Origin of the sequence: Streptomyces sp. NPDC007896, assembly GCF_042959425.1 — a bacterium.
Taxonomy (GTDB): Bacteria; Actinomycetota; Actinomycetes; order Streptomycetales; family Streptomycetaceae; genus Streptomyces.
Map to the genome: position 1 here is coordinate 256,453 of NZ_JBIBKX010000010.1, position 15,020 is coordinate 271,472.

Genomic DNA, 15,020 nt, shown 5'->3' on the forward strand with positions numbered 1-15,020 from the left:
GGGTCACTGGTCCGCGTTCATGGGTGTCACCTGTCCATTGTGTGTCCGGCCGCCTTCCCGTCCGCGTGTCTCTCCGGGTGTCTCTCCAGCAGGCGTCAGGCGTCGGTGCGCGTGAGGCGGTAGGCGGCGCCCGCCAGGGCGAGCACGGTCCAGCCGAGGAAGACCAGGAGCCCGGCCGTGGGCGCGAGGGTCGTCGAGTCGTGGGTGAGCGCGAACATCGACTGACCCGCGTTGCTGGGCAGGTACGGGCTGATGTTGTCCTGCCACGAGGTGGGCAGCAGCGAGATCAGGCCGGGGATCAGCATCAGCGAGGCGACCAGGACCGATATGCCGCCGGCGACCGAGCGCAGCAGGGCACCCAGGGCGGTGCCGATCACGCCGACCAGGCCGAGGTAGAGGCCCGCGCCCAGCAGGCTGCGCACGACACCGGCGTGGGAGATCGTGAGGGCCGCGGGGGTGCCGGAGACTATCCCGCTGGTGATCATGAACGCGACGAAGACGCCGATGGTGGAGACGACGAGGGCGACCAGGCCGAACACCGACGCCTTGGACCACAGCACCGGCAGGCGGCGCGGGACGGCGGCCAGGGTGGAGCGGATCATGCCGGTGGAGTACTCGCCGGCGGTGACCAGCACGCCCAGGACGCCGAGCGCCAGCTGGGCGAAGTTCGTGCCGAACACGGAGAGGCTGAGCGCGGTCGCCGTGGCGTCGTCCGGGCGCAGCCGCTCACCGGAGTTGATCTGGGACTTGTAGTGCGCGGCGGCGATCACGCCGAAGGCGACCAGGAACAGCAGGCCCAGACCGAGGGTGATCCAGGTGGAGCGCAGGGACCACAGCTTGGCCCACTCCGAGCGCAGCACGCGCCGGCCGGTGACCTTGTACTCGGGACGTGCGGTCCGCGCCGGTGCGGGCGCGGAACTGTCGGTGACGGTGATGGTGGTGCTCATGCCGCCCTCCCAGGGGCCTCGACGGTGGCGGTGGCGTGGTACTCGACGGCGTCACGGGTCAGGTCCATGAACGCCTGTTCCAGCGAGACGGTCCGGGAGCTGAGCTCGAACAGGGGGATACCGTGTTCGGCGGCCTTGAGACCGATGGCCCGCGCGGACAGGCCCGTCACGTGCAGCTCCTCGGAGCCGACCTCGCCGGTGATCTCGACGCCGGGACCGGCCAGGACCTCGCGCAGGCGGGCCGACTGGTCGGAGGCCACGGTCACGGTGTCACCGCCCGCCTGCTGGACCAGCTCCTGCACGGTGGTGTCGGCGAGCAGGCGACCACGGCCGACGACGATCAGGTGGTCGGCGACCAGTGCCATCTCGCTCATCAGGTGCGAGGAGACGAAGACCGTACGGCCGTCCGCCGCGAGTCCGGTCAGCAGGTTGCGGATCCACAGCACGCCCTCGGGGTCCAGTCCGTTGACCGGCTCGTCGAGCATGATGGTGGCCGGGTCGCCGAGGAGCGCCGCGGCGATGCCCAGCCGCTGGCCCATGCCGAGGGAGAAGGCGCCCGCGCGCTTCTTGGCCACGGACTGCAGACCGGTCAGCTCGATGACCTCGTCCACCCGGCGGCGCGGAATGCCGTGGGTGTAGGCCTGCGCCATCAGGTGGTCGAACGCGGAGCGGCCCGGGTGGATCGACTTGGCCTCCAGCAGCGCGCCGACCTCCTGGAGCGGCGCGGTGTGCTCGGCGTAGTGCTTGCCGTTGACCGTCACGCTGCCGCCGGACGGCGCGTCGAGTCCGACGATCATGCGCATGGTGGTGGACTTGCCCGCGCCGTTGGGGCCCAGGAAGCCGGTGACCGTGCCGGGCCTGACGACGAAGTCGAGCCGGTCGACCGCCGTCTTCTCCCCGTACCGCTTCGTCAGCTGATGTGCCTCGATCATCGCTCTTCCCTCACGCTCGGGGGGCCTGGCCCCGCCAGACTGCTCACTCGCCACGCTAGGGGCCCGCGGAGCGGGATCCGTGGTACCCGGGAGCTCAATGAGGTGCGGCCCGTAGTACCGAGGTACCACGGGGCCACGCGTGGGGGATGACGTCACCTCCCGCATACGCCCTGGTGGTTACGGAGGTCGCGGGCCCTCCCCTACAGTCGCCCGCGTGACTGATCTCGCCTACCTTGCCGCCGTCCGGGAGTCGTACGACAGGGTGGCCGCCGACTACGCCGAACAGGTCAAGACCCCGGCGCAGCTGGATCCGCTGTCGCGCGCGATGCTCGTCGCGTTCGCCGAGATGGTGCGGACGGCCGACGCCGGCGCGCTCGCGGACCTGGGATGCGGGCCCGGCCTGGTGACGGCCTACCTCGCCGAGCTGGGGGTGTCCACCTTCGGCATCGACCTCTCCCCCGCGATGGTCGAGCTGGCCCGTCGGGCCAACCCCGGTCTGCGCTTCACCGTCGGGTCGATGACCGAGCTGCCTCTCGAGGACGACGAGCTCGGCGGCATCCTCGCCTACTACTCCGTCCACCACACGCCACCGGAGTTGCTGCCCGTCGTGTTCGCCGAGTTCCGTCGCACGCTCGCGCCCGGCGGCCGTCTCATGATCGCCGGTTATGTGGGAGCCGGAGAACGTCTGCGTCCGACGCAGGCGTACGGCGGCCATCCGGTGTCCTTCGAGTCCTACCTGTTGCCGCCGGACCGGGTTGCCGAGCTGTTGGAGCAGGCCGGGCTCGTCGTCACCGCGCGGCTGGTGCAGGAGCCCGGCGAAGGAGCCAAGAGGACGGTCGCCACGTTCCTCGCCCGAAAGCCGGAACGGTCATGAGGTCGGATTCCGACAACGCCACGGCGCAACACGCCCAGCCCTTCAGCCAGTGGCCCTTCAGCAGCCGTTGGCCCTTCAGCAGCCATTGGCCCTTCCGCCGTCAGCCCTTCAGCCGTTCGCGCAGTTCCTCGACATCGGTGAGGAACCAGGTCTGCCGCCCCCGGTTGCACTCACGGACGAAGTCCCGCAGCGCCGAACTGGCCTCCGTGTGACGGGAGATGTCTCCAAGGACGACGAGTGCCACTCGGTAGTTGGCGAACTTCTGGACGATGTCACCGGCCACGCGGGTACGCAGCTGAAAGAACGCCTCGTCGAGCCGCTCGGCGGGAATGACCACCCACCGGGCACCCTGATAGGCGGCGTTGCCGATGAGGTCCAGGGCGTCGCCCTCGCCTCCGATGATCTCGCCCTCGGCGGCACACATCATCACGGGCACGTCATGGATCGTCTGCAGGGTGCTCATGAAGATCGAGGCTAGGCATGAACGCGCCCTCCGGGCCACGCATTTCCCGGCTACACGTCCCGGCGTGCGAATATCGCGCCGCCCACCAGCAGCACCCCCAGCGCGTACGCCGCCAGAACCCCCAGCCCCGGCCAGGGGCCGATCGGCAGGCGGGTGAGGTCCTTCGTCGCGCGGATGGCGAGGCCCGCCGGCATGGGGGCCCAGCGCTCGAGGCGGTCCTTCCAGGTGGGTGAGCCCAGGAGGTCGGACATGAGCGGGACCACGTAGAGGATTCCCAGGCCCGTGGTGATCGCCGCCGCGCTGTCGCGGAACAGCACCGCCAGACCCAGGCCCAGGAAGGCTATGAGGATCAGGCAGAGGGTGGAGCCGAAGGCGGCGCGGAGGGTGGGGGTGTCGGTGAGGGAGAGGAGGGGGTAGCCCGCCTCGGGCGTGAAGCCGTTGGCCGGGAGGATCCAGCGGGCCGTGACGAGGGAGGCGAGGATCGCCGTGCCGGCCGCGATACCTGTCGCCGCGGCCAGCACCGTCGCCTTCGACACCAGGACCGTCGCCCGGCGCGGGATCGCCGTCAGCGTCGTCCGTACCGTGCCCGTGCCGTACTCCGCCCCCATCGACAGGGCGCCCAGGACGAGGACGATCGCCTGGCCGAGCCACATACCCGTCAGGGCGAGCTTCACCGTGTCCTCGTGACAGGCCGCGGCACTCGCGCACTCGCGGGTGCTGACCGATGACACCGCGGCCGTGCCCACGGCGAAGGTCAGGGCCACCGTGGCGGCCAGCAGCAGCCAACTGCTCGGCAGCGTGCGGAGTTTGGTCCACTCGGCGTGGAGTGCGCGGAGTGCGGGCTGTGCGGGGTGGGCGCGGAGCGAGGGCCCTGCGGGGTGGGCGCGGAGTACCGGCCGTGCGCGCCTCATACGTCCCTCCTGCGCAGGCGCCAGGCCGCGAGGGCGAGCGCCACGGCCACGTACGCGCACAGGACGGCGAAGCCGTTCCACGGGGCCATGGGGTAACAGCCGCTCTCCGGGAGACAGTTGTGCTGCACCTGGGGGTAGTACGTCACGCCCTGCTGGACCGCGAAGGCCGCCGCCGGGGTCGCACGCAACAGCCAGTTCGCGATCGGGAGCGGGAGGGCGAAGGCAAGGATCTGCGGGAGGATCACGAGGACCACGACGGCCGTGATCGCGCCCGCGCTGTTGCGGAGTATCGCTCCCAGGGCGAGGGCGAGGACCGCCACCAGGGACAGCAGTGCCGCGCTGCCCACCACCGCTCGCAGGGCGGGTGAGTCGAGGAGTGACAGGTCGGGGTAGGCGGGTGGCGCGAAGCCGTGGGCACGCATCGTACGTTGGGCCAGGGGGAAGGTGATCGCCGTGGCGGGCAGGCTGACGGCGAAGGTGACGCCCCCGATCACCAGGGCCTTCGCGGCGAGGACCCGCACGCGGCGCGGGGTCGCCGTGAACGTCGTACGGATCATGCCGCGCTTGTACTCGGTCGTGATGAACAGGGCCCCCAGGGCGACCATGAAGAGGACGGCCACGAAGACGCCCTGGAAGCTCATCTGGACGCTGTCGGCGCCGGTCTCGTCGGGGGCGATGTCGCCATGGCCGGTGAGGGTGTAGACACCGGTCGCGGAGACGGTGGTGGTGCCCGGCTCGGCGCGGGCAGGGCCGGATCGGGGGGTGTCCGGGTCGTTCGGATCGGGGGCGCCCACGTCCGTGCTCGTCCAGGTGGCCGAGCCGGTCGCGGTGGCGCCGCTCAGGGCCAGGTGGTCGAAGGTCGCCCCGGCGGTCGTGCCGCTGGCCGTCTCCGACGTGCCGCCGAACGAGCGGCGCAGGTTGTTGTGCAGCGGTGAGGCGACGAACAGGCCCGCCTGTGCCGTTTTCGGCAGCTCCGGCAGGGTGACCGCGCCGACCTTCGTCCAGTGGACGCCGTCGGAGGACTCGTATCCGGTCAGGCGGGTGCCCGAGCGGGTCATGCGCAGCCAGTGCGGGGCCGTACCGGAGGCGGCACTGCCCGCCTGGTCGTGCGTGAAGTTCCACTGGAGGCGGACGCCGTGGTCGGGGGTGAGCATCAGGGCCGCGTACGAGCTGCCGGCCTTCGTGCTCGCCTTGACCAGCACGCCGGCCTTCGCCCACGGCTCCGGGTCCCGGCCGCTGCCCAACAGGTCGGACACGCGGACCGTCACGCTGCCGTCCGCCGGGAGGGACTGGTGGACGTAGTGGAAGCTGTCGTTGACGCGGGTGCCGTCGGGCCCGACGGTGACCGGGTGCTCGTTGGAATCGTCGACGGAGCCGCTGGCGGCGAGCTGGGAGATGGCGACCGTGACCGCCGCCGCCACGACGAGCGCCAGCACCCACACGCGCACCGTCCAGAACTTGCTCCATTCCGCGCGCAACAGGCGTCCGAATCCCTCGCGGGCGGGCTTGAGCGGGGAACGGTAGGGAGTGACGGTCGAGGTCATCGGGTCACCTCGCCGTCCGTCAGGTCCAAAGTCGACGTGAACTCCGCCGCGTCCCGGGTGAGCTCCATGTACGCCTCCTCCAACGACGCCCGGTGCGCACCGACCTCGGCGAAGGGGACGCCGGCCGCGGCGAGCAGTGCGACGATCCGCTCCGCGGGCAGACCGGTGACCGTGAGGGTGTCGGCGCCGGTGACCGCGACCGTGCCGCCCTCCCTGGTGAGCAGTTCCATCGCCTCCGTGCGGGCGCCCGTGCGCAGGGCCACGCGGTCGCCGGACGCGGCGGCGAGCAGGGTGGCGACGGAGGTGTCCGCGATGAGGCGGCCGCGGCCGACGACCAGCAGGTGGTGAGCGGTGTCCTCCAGCTCGCTCATGAGGTGGCTGGAGACCAGGACGGCGCGGCCCTCTCCGGCCAGTCGGCGCAGCAGGCCGCGGATCCACTGGATGCCCTCGGGATCAAGGCCGTTGACCGGTTCGTCGAGCAGGAGGACCGGAGGATCTCCGAGCAAGGCGGCCGCTATGCCGAGGCGTTGGCGCATACCGAGTGAGTAGCCGCCCGCGCGGCGGCGGGCGGCCTGGTCCATGCCCACCTGTTCGAGCACCTCGTCGACCCGGCGCAGGGACAGCCCGTGCGAGTGCGCCAGCCAGCGCAGATGGTCGCGTCCGCGCCGGCTCGGGTGCAGGGCGGCCGCGTCGAGGAGCGCGCCTACCTCCAACAGCGGTGAGCGCAGGGCGTGGTAGGGACGGCCGCCGATGAGCGCGCGTCCCTCGTCGGGAGTGTCCAGGCCGAGCACGGCCCGCATGGTGGTGGACTTGCCCGCCCCGTTCGGACCCACGAAACCGGTGACCTGTCCCGGCCGGACGGTGAAGGTGAGTCCGTCGACCGCGACGGTCCGCCCGAACCGCTTGCGCAGGTCCTGGACTTCGATCGTTGCATCGCTCATGCCAGCGAGATTAGGGACGGGCGGGCCTCGACGTCGTCCCGCCACGGAGCCGTCTTCGGCACCCCTGTCACGAGGGACGGATCGTCGGCCGGGTCCCCCGTGTGAGGGAGAAACCCCAGGGTGACGCGCTGCGGCACGTCCGACGGCACAATGGCGGCATGGGCGAGGACACGGCGCGACACGGCGAAGTAATCGCGGGGGTGCGGAAGTTGCTGCGGCACTTCCCCGCCTCCGTGACCTACCCGGTTGCCCTCGCGCTCCTCGCCTGCGCCGAGGTCCTGATCCGACTCGGGGGCCTGCGCGAGAACCTGTCGCTCGCCCTGCTGCTCGGGGTCTGCACCACCCTTCCGCTCACCTTCGTACTGGGCGCCGACCGGGTCCTGCCGGCGCGGGCCGGGGCCGCCGTGGCCGTGACCTCGGCGGGCGTGCTGGCACTGGCGCCGTTCCGCAGCCTCACGCTGGCGGGGGTCGCGGCCCAGCTGGCCTCGGTGTACTGGCTGGGACGGGCGGGGGCGCCCCGGCTCAGCGGAATACTCGTCGTGCCGTACGTCGTGCTGGCCCTCGTCAGCCAGGACGACCTCACCACCCGGGTGACGGCCGTGCTGGTGGCCACGCTCGCCTCGGCGGCGGCCGCGACGGGCATCACGCACCACGTCCGCAGCGCCGCGCTGGCCCACAGCGCGACGGAGCGGGCCTTCGCGGACACGCTCCTCGCCCACGCCGCACGGGGTGAACGGGCGCGCATCGCGAGGGAGTTGCACGACGTGGTCGCGCACCACATCTCGATGATCGCCGTGCAGGCCGAGACGGCCAGGCTGACCACCGCGGGGCTCCCGGCCGACGGCGCCACCCGACTGCTCGCCATCGGGGACACCGCGCGGACCGCGCTGACGGAGATGCGGCGCCTGCTGGGGGTACTGCGGGAGGACGCCGACACGGGGGTCAACCGGCGTCCACAGCCAGGGCTGCGCCAGCTCCTGGAGCTCATCGACGAGTCCCGGGACGCCTCCGGCTCCCGTACGCGGCTGATCGTCAGCGGGCCGGTCGCCCCGCTCGACCCGGGCATCGAGGTCACCGCGTACCGGATCGTGCAGGAGGCCCTCACCAACGCCCGCCGGCATGCTCCGGGTGCCGCCGTGGACGTCGAACTTCGTTACACGGAGGACGACTTGGCGATCCGTGTCCGCGACAACGGGCCGGGGCCCGCGTCCACGACCGCCGGGCACGGCCTGCTCGGCATGCGCGAGCGGGCCGCCACGGTCGGAGGCACCCTGCGCACCGGGCCGGCGCGTGGCGGTGGCTTCCTGGTCGAGGCGCGGCTGCCGGTGCGGGCGGAGGCTCTCGTATGACGACCGCCGTAGAGGCCTCGGATGCCGAAGGACCGGTCCCTGCCGTGCGGATCGTGGTGGCCGACGACCACGAGGTGGTGCGCGCCGGGTACGCCGGACTTCTCGCCACCCAGGCGGACTTCACCGTCGTCGGCACGGCGTGCGACGGCGCCGAGGCGGTGCGGGTCTGCCGGGAGCGGCGTCCCGACGTGGTCCTCATGGACGTACGGATGCCGGTCATGGACGGGATCCAGGCCACCGCCGAGCTGATGGAGCCGAAGGCCGGGGACGCGCCGCGCGTACTCATCCTCACCACCTTCGATCTGGACGAGCATGTGTATGACGCGCTCGCGGCCGGGGCGAGCGGGTTCCTGCTGAAGGACGTGACGGCGGAGCGGCTGTTCGAGGCGGTACGGGTCGTGGCCGCCGGGGAGGCGCTGCTCGCGCCCGTCATCACCCGTCGGCTGATCGCCGAGTTCGCCCGGCTCAAACCCAGGGCACCGACGGGGACGGCGCTCGGTGTGCTCACCCCGCGCGAGACGGAGGTGTTGCGGCTGCTGGCGGAAGGGCTGTCCAACCCGGAGATCGCCGCGCGGCTTCAGGTGGGCGAGGAGACCGTGAAGACCCATGTCAGCCGGGTGCTGTCCAAGCTGGGGCTGCGCGACCGTACGCAGGCGGTCGTGACGGCGTACGAGACAGGGCTGGTCGTGCCGCGTGCGGCGGCCCCGGAGGCGTTCGGGCGGCAGGATCCGCGGGGGGAGGGCATCCGCGGGATGAGACCGAGTGGGGAGGGACTGCCTGGGGAGGGACTGCGTGGGGAGGGACTGCGTGGACAGGGGTGGCGGGGTTAGTCAGGCGGGGCTGGGGGCCGGTGTGCGGCGGCGCGGGACCGGCAGAACGCAGCAGGCCGACGCGACCGCCAGGACCGCGCCGACCGCGATCGCCGCGAGGCGGGTGGGCAGCAGGTCCTGCGCGTCCTGGCCGAAGTAGCCGAGAAGGAGGGAGAGGGCGGTGGTCATGCCGGCGGCCCAGTAGGCGTAGTTCAGCGGACGCAGCCACAGGGCGACGGCCAGTACGGCGAAGATCAGGACGACGGAGGTCCGGCCGGTGATGCCGGCGGCGGCCACCACGGTGGCGAGCAGTGTGCCGGCGCAGGCGCCGACCAGGCGCTCGACGCCTTTGCGTATGACGTCGTCGCGGCCGCGGTTGCCACTCGCGACCACGTAGACGGTCAGGACCGTCCACGGCCAGTGGTGGTCGAAGAGGAGCCGTCCGAGGGTGAAGGCCGCGGCGACGGCGGCGGCCATCTGCCATGCCATGCGGGTGCTGGGGACGGGGCGCAGTCGGGAGGCTCGTCGGGGGCGGTGCGGCTCCGGGTCGGGCTGCCAGGGGCCGAGGCGGTCGGCGGACATCTGGACCAGCCAGACGCAGCCGCATGCCAGCAGCCCGATCACCGCCGACCAGCCCCAGCTCACCAGCGCGCTCTGGGCCCTGGGCGGCAGCGCGGGGCCGGGGACGACGAGCAGGGCCACCAGCGGCAACGTCATCAGCGTGCCCGCTTTCGTCGCGGCCGGGCCGAAGCGGCGGATCCAGATGGGCAAGGAGATGGCGAGGGTGAACACCGCGGCGCCGAGCGCGTAGTGGTCGGCGATCAGGTGGCCGAGCAGGGTCGCCGCGCCGGCCAGGGCGGGCAGCAGGACACAGGCCATGAGGCGACCGCGGGCGTCGGCGGTCCGTTGAGTGCGGGCCAGGGTGAGGGTCAGTGCGACCGCGAGGACGAGGACGTCCGTGTGCAGTGCGGCGACGTCCTCCAGCCACAGGGCTAGGGAGTAGGAGAGCAGCACGGCCGTCATGGTCAGCGCCGCTTCGTAAGCATTGCGTATGTGTTTGACGGGCATGGTGCTGATAGTAGGGGGATGAACGCTGGCGGATAGTAAGTTTTAGCTTACGATAAGAGAGTGGATCACCTTTCCTATGCCGCCCAGATCCGACGTGGTGTCGTCCGGCTCAATCGGCGGCTGCGGCAGGAGCGGGGCGAGGGCAGCCTCAGTCCGAATCAGCTGGGGGTGCTGGGGCACTTGCGTCGGCACGGGGCGGCGACGCCCGGCGAGGTCGCGGCGGCCGAGCGGCAGCGGCCGCAGTCGTTGACCCGGGTCTTCGCCGAACTGGAGGCGGACGGGCTGATCGCGCGGACGGCCGACAGCGCGGACCGGCGCCAGTCCGTGCTGACGCTCACTGCGGAGGGGCTGCGGGCGCTGGAGCGGGACATGGCTGAGCGGGATGCCTGGCTGGCGGCGGCGCTCGGCACGTTGAACGAGACCGAGCGCGAGGTGTTGCGGCTGGCGGGAGCGCTGATGGACCGCCTCGCGGATACGGAGCCTCAGGAGCCTTCGTCCGGGACGGCTGCGCTTCAGGAGCCTTTGTCCGGGACGGCCGAGCTTCGGAAGCCTTCGCTTCAGCGGCCTTCGTCTCGGGAGGTTCCGCCTTCGTCTCGGGAGGCTCCGCTTCAGAAGCCGCTGCCGAAGTCTCCTCCGCCGCCGCCGAAGTCGCCGCCACCGCCGTCCCCGAAGCCGCTGCCGAAGTCGCCGGGGTCGAAGTCGGAGCCGGAGACGTCACCGCCGCCGTAGCCGCCGAAGTCTCCGTAACCGGAGCCGTAGTCGGACGCGTAGGAGGGAGTGGCCATCACGCTGCCGAGCAGGGTGCCGACGAGGAGGCCGGGGAGGAGGCCGCCGCCGAAGTAGCCGCCCGCCCAGGGGCCGTAGGCCGGGCCGGCGTCCCAGTACGGGCGGCGGCCGTAGTCGGTGTCGACCTCGCGGACCGCCGGGGCGCGGCCGTCCGCCAGACGGGCCTGGTCCGCCGCGCAGACCGGGACCTCGCGGGGAGCGCCGCCTGCCGGGGTCCAGGTCGCGTCGGCGACCGACGGGCCGTGTCGCGGGTCGAAGAAGCAGGGGGCGCGGCGTTCGGGCAGGGGCTTGCCCTCGCGACGGGCGGACAGGAGCGCGAGGGAGAAGCGGCCGTCCTCCAAGGACTGGGTGACGGCGCGTACGTCCTCCGGGCGGCGGGCCGCGGCCATGGACGACTTCGCCTGTTCGTAGGCGTCGAGCGCGCGTTCGTAGTCGGCGCGCATCGCGTCGTCGGCGCCGGCCTCGGCGGGGTGGAAGTCGAGCCGGTCGAGTTCCTCGCCGAACGCGGTGATGTCCTCGTCGACGACCACGCGGAGTTTGTCCAGTGCTTCCTGTTGTTCCTGCTCTTTGCGGCGGCGGTTGCGGCGTACGAGGGTGTAGGCGCCCGCGCCGCCCGCCACGGCTACCGCGGCCACCGCGATGAGGGCGCCGGTGGAGACGCCGTTTCCGTCGGTCGAGCCCCAGCTCTTGGGGGCCGAGCCGTTGATGTTGGCCAGGGCGCGGTCCGTGAAGTTGTTCAGCTGGGTCTTCGTGGGTTCGCCCTGGACGCTGGTGACGAGGTTCTGGACGGCGGTGCGGGGCATGACCGCGGTGTCGGCGCGGGCGTCGAAGCGGGTGCCCAGTCTGATGGCGTACAGGCCTGTGACGCCGGTGTCGGTGCGGAGGTTCTGGAAGAGGTTCTGGGTGGGGAAGTCCGCGGGGAGGACGGCCACGAAGACGGGCTTGTTCGCGTTCTTGATCTTCTTGGCCAGGGTGTCGGCGTCCGCCTTGGAGAGTTGTGCGGAGGCTGCCGGGTCCACGTAGACGGGGCTCTTGCGGAGGGCTGCCGCCACTGTTCCCACGTCTGTGGCCGCGCGGGCGGGGGGTGCGGTCAGGGTGAGTGCCGTGAGGGCGGCGAGTGCCAGCGCGATCAGCAGTCCGGGGAGTCCTCGGATCAGTGCGGCCTTCATATCTCCGAAGCTACCCGAACGTGCGCAAAACTGGGCATTGGGGTTGGTGGGGGTGGGGTGACCCTAGGGGTTCTCGCCCCCGGCGCCCGAAGGGCTCGTCCTCGAACGCCGGACGGGCTGGGGATGCGCGCAGCGCTCCTTCAGGGGCGCGGGGAACTGTGTGATCAGCCCCCACGCCCCCGCAACACATCGGCCTCTGGCCGTCACCTGGCTCGGTATGTCTCCAGGAGTTTCGTCAGTGCCTGGGTGTAGTGGGCGGTCAGGAGTAGGTGGTCGGCTTCCGCGAAGGGTTTGGCGAGTGCGGGGGTGATGGTTGAGCCCGTGCTCTGCTGGACCAGGAGGCGGGCCTTGGTGACCGCGGCGTGGCCCAGTCGCGCCGAGCCGGTTCGGTCCGCTGTCCGGGCGAGGAGGGTGAGGGCCTTGAGCGTGGCCTCGCCGCCCCCGGGGATCTTCGTGCGTGTGGTCAGGCCCCAGCCGTAGGGGAACTGGGGATCGTAGGACGCGTCACCGACGTTGATCGGGAGTTGGCTCTCCGACTTGGGCCAGGTGACGGGGAGCTGGCCGGTGAAGGCGCGCTTGCCGTACAGCACGTCCGCCACGCCGTCGCCCTCCGTGCCGGGCAGCCACGAGGCCACCAGGGCGTCGATCTCACCCAGGCGGTCGCCGATGAGTTGCGGGCGGCCCGAGACGATCAGGACCGCGCACTTCATGGCGGCGCACACCTTGTCCACGGCGGCCTGGTCGGCGGGGGTCAGGGCGAGGTCGTTGCCGTTGCCCACATCGCCGACGCCCTCCGCGTAGGGGGTCTCGCCCACGACGACCACACCCACGTCGTAGCCGGACGTCGGCGCCGAGGCGTCCTTCGAGTAGGTGACGTCACCGCCGGCGTTCCGCATGCCTTGAAGGATCGTCGTACCGTCCGTGTGCTTCCCGGACGCGCCCTGCCAGGTGATCGTCCAGCCTCCGGTCTGGTTGCCGAGGTCGTCGGCGTTCGAACCGGCGACGTACACCTTCTGGGACTTCTTCAGGGGCAGTACGCCGGCCGCGTTCTTCAGGAGGACCTGGGACTTGGCCGCCGCCTCGCGGGCGACCGCCCGGTGACCGGCGGAGCCGATCGCCGCCGCGCCGCTCGTGTCCGCGTACGGCTTCTCGAAGAGGCCGAGTTTGAACTTCTGGGTGAGGATGCGGGACACGGCGTCGTTCACTCGTGCCTCGCTGACGCGGCCCGCCCGTACCTCGTCGACCAGCGTCGTACGGAAGTCCTTGTAGGCGTACGGAACCATGATCATGTCCAGGCCCGCGTTGATCGACGTACGGACGTCGGACGCGTAGTCGCCGGGGATCTGGTCGATGGCCTGCCAGTCGCTGATGACGAATCCGTCGAAGCCCATGCGGTCCTTGAGCACACCGTTGATCATGTCCGCGCGGGCGTGCATCTTCACCGGGCCCCGGCCGTCACCGAGGATGTCGAGGGAGGAGTAGGAGGGCATGACCGAGCCGATGCCACGGTCGACCGCCGTCTGGTACGGCGCCAGGTGGACGGCCTCCAACTGCTGCCGGGTGACCTTCGTGACGCCCTGGTCGATGGTGTACGAGCCCGTCGTGGACGAGCCGTACTCCGTGCCGCCGTCGCCGACGAAGTGCTTGGCCGTGGCCAGTACCTTGTCGTTGTCCTTCAGGTCCTTGCCGTTGGCGGCGCCCTGGAGGCCCTGGATCATCGTCTCCATGGACTCGACGAGCGCGGGGTCCTCGCCGAAGGACTCGTAGGAGCGGCCCCAGCGTTCGTCGCGCGTGACGCAGAGGCAGGGGGCGAAGTCCCAGGGGATGCCGGTGGCGCGCACCTCGGCCGCCGTCACGGCGCCTGTCCGCTCGGCCAGCTGGGGATCACGGGTCGCGCCGATGCCGATGTTGTGCGGCATGATCGTCGCGCCGGTGAGGTTGTTGTGGCCGTGTACCGCGTCCACGCCGTAGATCAGCGGGATCTGGAACCGTGTCGCCTGCGCCCGGAGCTGGAAGGCGTCGATCATCTTCGCCCATGCCTCGGGGGTGTTGGGCGTCGGGGTCGAGCCGCCGCCGGACAGGAGCGAGCCGAGGTCGTACGTGGCGATGTCGCCCTGCGCGGTGAGCGCGCCGCGTTCGGCCTGGGTCATCTGCCCGGCCTTCTCCTCCAGGGACATGCGGGAGACGAGGTCGGCGACCCGCTTCTTCACGGGCAGTTTCGGGTCCAGGTACGGCAGGCCGTGGGCGTCGATGACGATCTGCGGAGTCTCGGCGGGGGCCTTCGCGCCGGTGACCGTGAGCTTCAGGGGGATCGTCTCGGCGGGTTCGGCGGACTTGTCACGCAGCGTCGGGACCTGGATGGTGCGGGTGGCGCCGGAGGCCGTGCCCGCCGGGAAGGTGATCTCGCCCTTGACCGGTGTGTAGTCCTTGCCGGGCTCGGCGGTGCCGCCCGCGCTCTCGTAGGCGACGGTCACGGGTTCGTCGATCGGGGCGGCTCCGGTGGTGGCGACGGAGAGCTTCACCGTCGCCGTCGCTCCCTCCTTCACCGGGTGGACGGCGGAGTCGGTGGTGACGGAGGCGCGCAGGGACTGGTCGGCCTTGCCGTACAACTCGACGTCGTCCATGGCGAACCGGCCCTTGACGCCGACCGGGAGCGTGAGGGCGTACCCCCACATCTGGGTGAGGCCGAGTACCTGGTCAATGCCGCCGACGGGCTGGTAGTCCGTGCGGTAGGTGAAGTCGGTGAAGGGGATCTCGATCTGTTTCCAGCCGGTGAAGTCGTCGGTGAAGGACGTCGTCCACAGCTCGGAGGCCTCGCCGTTGGCGCCGCCGTCCTTGATCTCGAAGGCGACCTTCTTGGCGTTGTTCTGGCCGTCCCACCAGAAACGGATGCCCTTGTGGGCCGACCAGTCGTGGGCCGGCTGGTCGAAGGCGAAGTCGTGGGTGAAGCCACCGTAGCCGCTGATGTCGTAGGTGCCGGTGAGGACCTGGGTGCCCTCGGGGGCGTCGGTGCGGGTGGTCAGCGCGAGCGCGGGCGGGTCGTCGGCGTCGCCGCCCCAGGTGAACAGGCCCCCGGCGGGGGGATTGGCGAAGGGGACCTCGCCCTCGAAGCGGTCGACGGGGACGGGGGCCGGTTCGTCGGCCGTGGCCGCTCCGGCCGAAAGGAGCGGCAGCAGCCCCGTGAGCAAAGCGGCGGAGGCGAGCAGGGCGGTTCTTCGCATGGACCT

General features: G+C 71.4%; 11 protein-coding genes and 2 pseudogenes. 4 read left to right on the forward strand and 9 right to left on the reverse strand.

Going from position 1 to position 15,020, the window contains the following annotated elements; all coding sequences use genetic code 11:
- Window positions 1-95: 95 nt before the first annotated feature.
- Together ACFZDJ_RS30805 and ACFZDJ_RS30810 are read right to left on the reverse strand one after the other, a co-directional pair.
- Window positions 96-947: an ABC transporter permease gene (locus ACFZDJ_RS30805; protein WP_391063670.1), complete on the reverse strand. Its 852-nt coding sequence runs from the start codon at window positions 945-947 to the stop codon at window positions 96-98.
- On the reverse strand, window positions 944-1,879 hold the full coding sequence (locus ACFZDJ_RS30810) for an ABC transporter ATP-binding protein (protein WP_075031636.1): 936 nt from the start codon (window positions 1,877-1,879) through the stop codon (window positions 944-946). Before ACFZDJ_RS30810 ends, ACFZDJ_RS30805 begins: the two co-directional genes overlap by 4 nt.
- Window positions 1,880-2,093: 214 nt before the next feature.
- Here ACFZDJ_RS30810 and ACFZDJ_RS30815 point away from each other — a divergent pair, with 214 nt between their 5' ends.
- The gene (locus ACFZDJ_RS30815; RefSeq protein ID WP_390933631.1) at window positions 2,094-2,753 is read left to right on the forward strand and encodes a methyltransferase domain-containing protein; all 660 of its coding nucleotides are present in this window, start codon (window positions 2,094-2,096) and stop codon (window positions 2,751-2,753) included.
- A 100-nt stretch (window positions 2,754-2,853) separates the two neighbouring features.
- On the opposite strand, the gene ACFZDJ_RS30820 is transcribed toward ACFZDJ_RS30815, so the two are convergent.
- The 4 genes from ACFZDJ_RS30820 to ACFZDJ_RS30835 are packed head-to-tail and all read right to left on the reverse strand — an operon-like array spanning window position 2,854 to window position 6,612.
- Window positions 2,854-3,216 carry a DUF4180 domain-containing protein gene (locus tag ACFZDJ_RS30820; protein WP_391063672.1) on the reverse strand — a complete coding sequence of 121 codons (363 nt, stop codon included), beginning with the start codon at window positions 3,214-3,216 and terminating at the stop codon, window positions 2,854-2,856.
- Window positions 3,217-3,266: 50 nt separating this feature from the next.
- Window positions 3,267-4,127: an ABC transporter permease gene (locus ACFZDJ_RS30825; protein ID WP_391063675.1), complete on the reverse strand. Its 861-nt coding sequence runs from the start codon at window positions 4,125-4,127 to the stop codon at window positions 3,267-3,269.
- Window positions 4,124-5,671 (reverse strand): ABC transporter permease subunit, encoded by a 1,548-nt coding sequence (locus tag ACFZDJ_RS30830; RefSeq protein WP_391063678.1) that lies wholly within the window; start codon window positions 5,669-5,671, stop codon window positions 4,124-4,126. The genes ACFZDJ_RS30825 and ACFZDJ_RS30830 overlap by 4 nt, the downstream gene beginning before the upstream one ends.
- A complete protein-coding gene (locus tag ACFZDJ_RS30835; RefSeq protein ID WP_391063681.1) occupies window positions 5,668-6,612 on the reverse strand; it encodes an ATP-binding cassette domain-containing protein in 945 nt (314 codons plus the stop codon). The genes ACFZDJ_RS30830 and ACFZDJ_RS30835 overlap by 4 nt, the downstream gene beginning before the upstream one ends.
- A gap of 158 nt (window positions 6,613-6,770) precedes the next feature.
- Between ACFZDJ_RS30835 and ACFZDJ_RS30840 the strand changes: the two genes are divergently transcribed.
- Window positions 6,771-7,961, forward strand: coding sequence for a histidine kinase (locus tag ACFZDJ_RS30840; RefSeq protein WP_391063684.1), 1,191 nt, complete (start codon window positions 6,771-6,773; stop codon window positions 7,959-7,961).
- Window positions 7,958-8,656 (forward strand): annotated as a pseudogene (locus tag ACFZDJ_RS30845) (response regulator); the annotation flags it as partial. The gene ACFZDJ_RS30840 and the pseudogene ACFZDJ_RS30845, both read left to right, overlap by 4 nt.
- Before the next feature lie 135 nt (window positions 8,657-8,791).
- On the opposite strand, the gene ACFZDJ_RS30850 reads toward ACFZDJ_RS30845, so the two are convergent.
- A complete protein-coding gene (locus ACFZDJ_RS30850; protein WP_391063686.1) occupies window positions 8,792-9,838 on the reverse strand; it encodes an FUSC family protein in 1,047 nt (348 codons plus the stop codon).
- Between the two features lie 168 nt (window positions 9,839-10,006).
- Here ACFZDJ_RS30850 and ACFZDJ_RS30855 point away from each other — a divergent pair.
- Window positions 10,007-10,099: pseudogene (locus ACFZDJ_RS30855) on the forward strand (MarR family transcriptional regulator); the annotation flags it as partial.
- Between the two features lie 347 nt (window positions 10,100-10,446).
- On the opposite strand, the gene ACFZDJ_RS30860 reads toward ACFZDJ_RS30855, so the two are convergent.
- The gene (locus tag ACFZDJ_RS30860) at window positions 10,447-11,793 is read right to left on the reverse strand and encodes a hypothetical protein (protein ID WP_391063689.1); all 1,347 of its coding nucleotides are present in this window, start codon (window positions 11,791-11,793) and stop codon (window positions 10,447-10,449) included.
- Between the two features lie 203 nt (window positions 11,794-11,996).
- Window positions 11,997-15,014 (reverse strand): glycoside hydrolase family 3 N-terminal domain-containing protein, encoded by a 3,018-nt coding sequence (locus ACFZDJ_RS30865; RefSeq protein WP_391063691.1) that lies wholly within the window; start codon window positions 15,012-15,014, stop codon window positions 11,997-11,999.
- Between the last annotated feature and the right edge of the window lie 6 nt (window positions 15,015-15,020).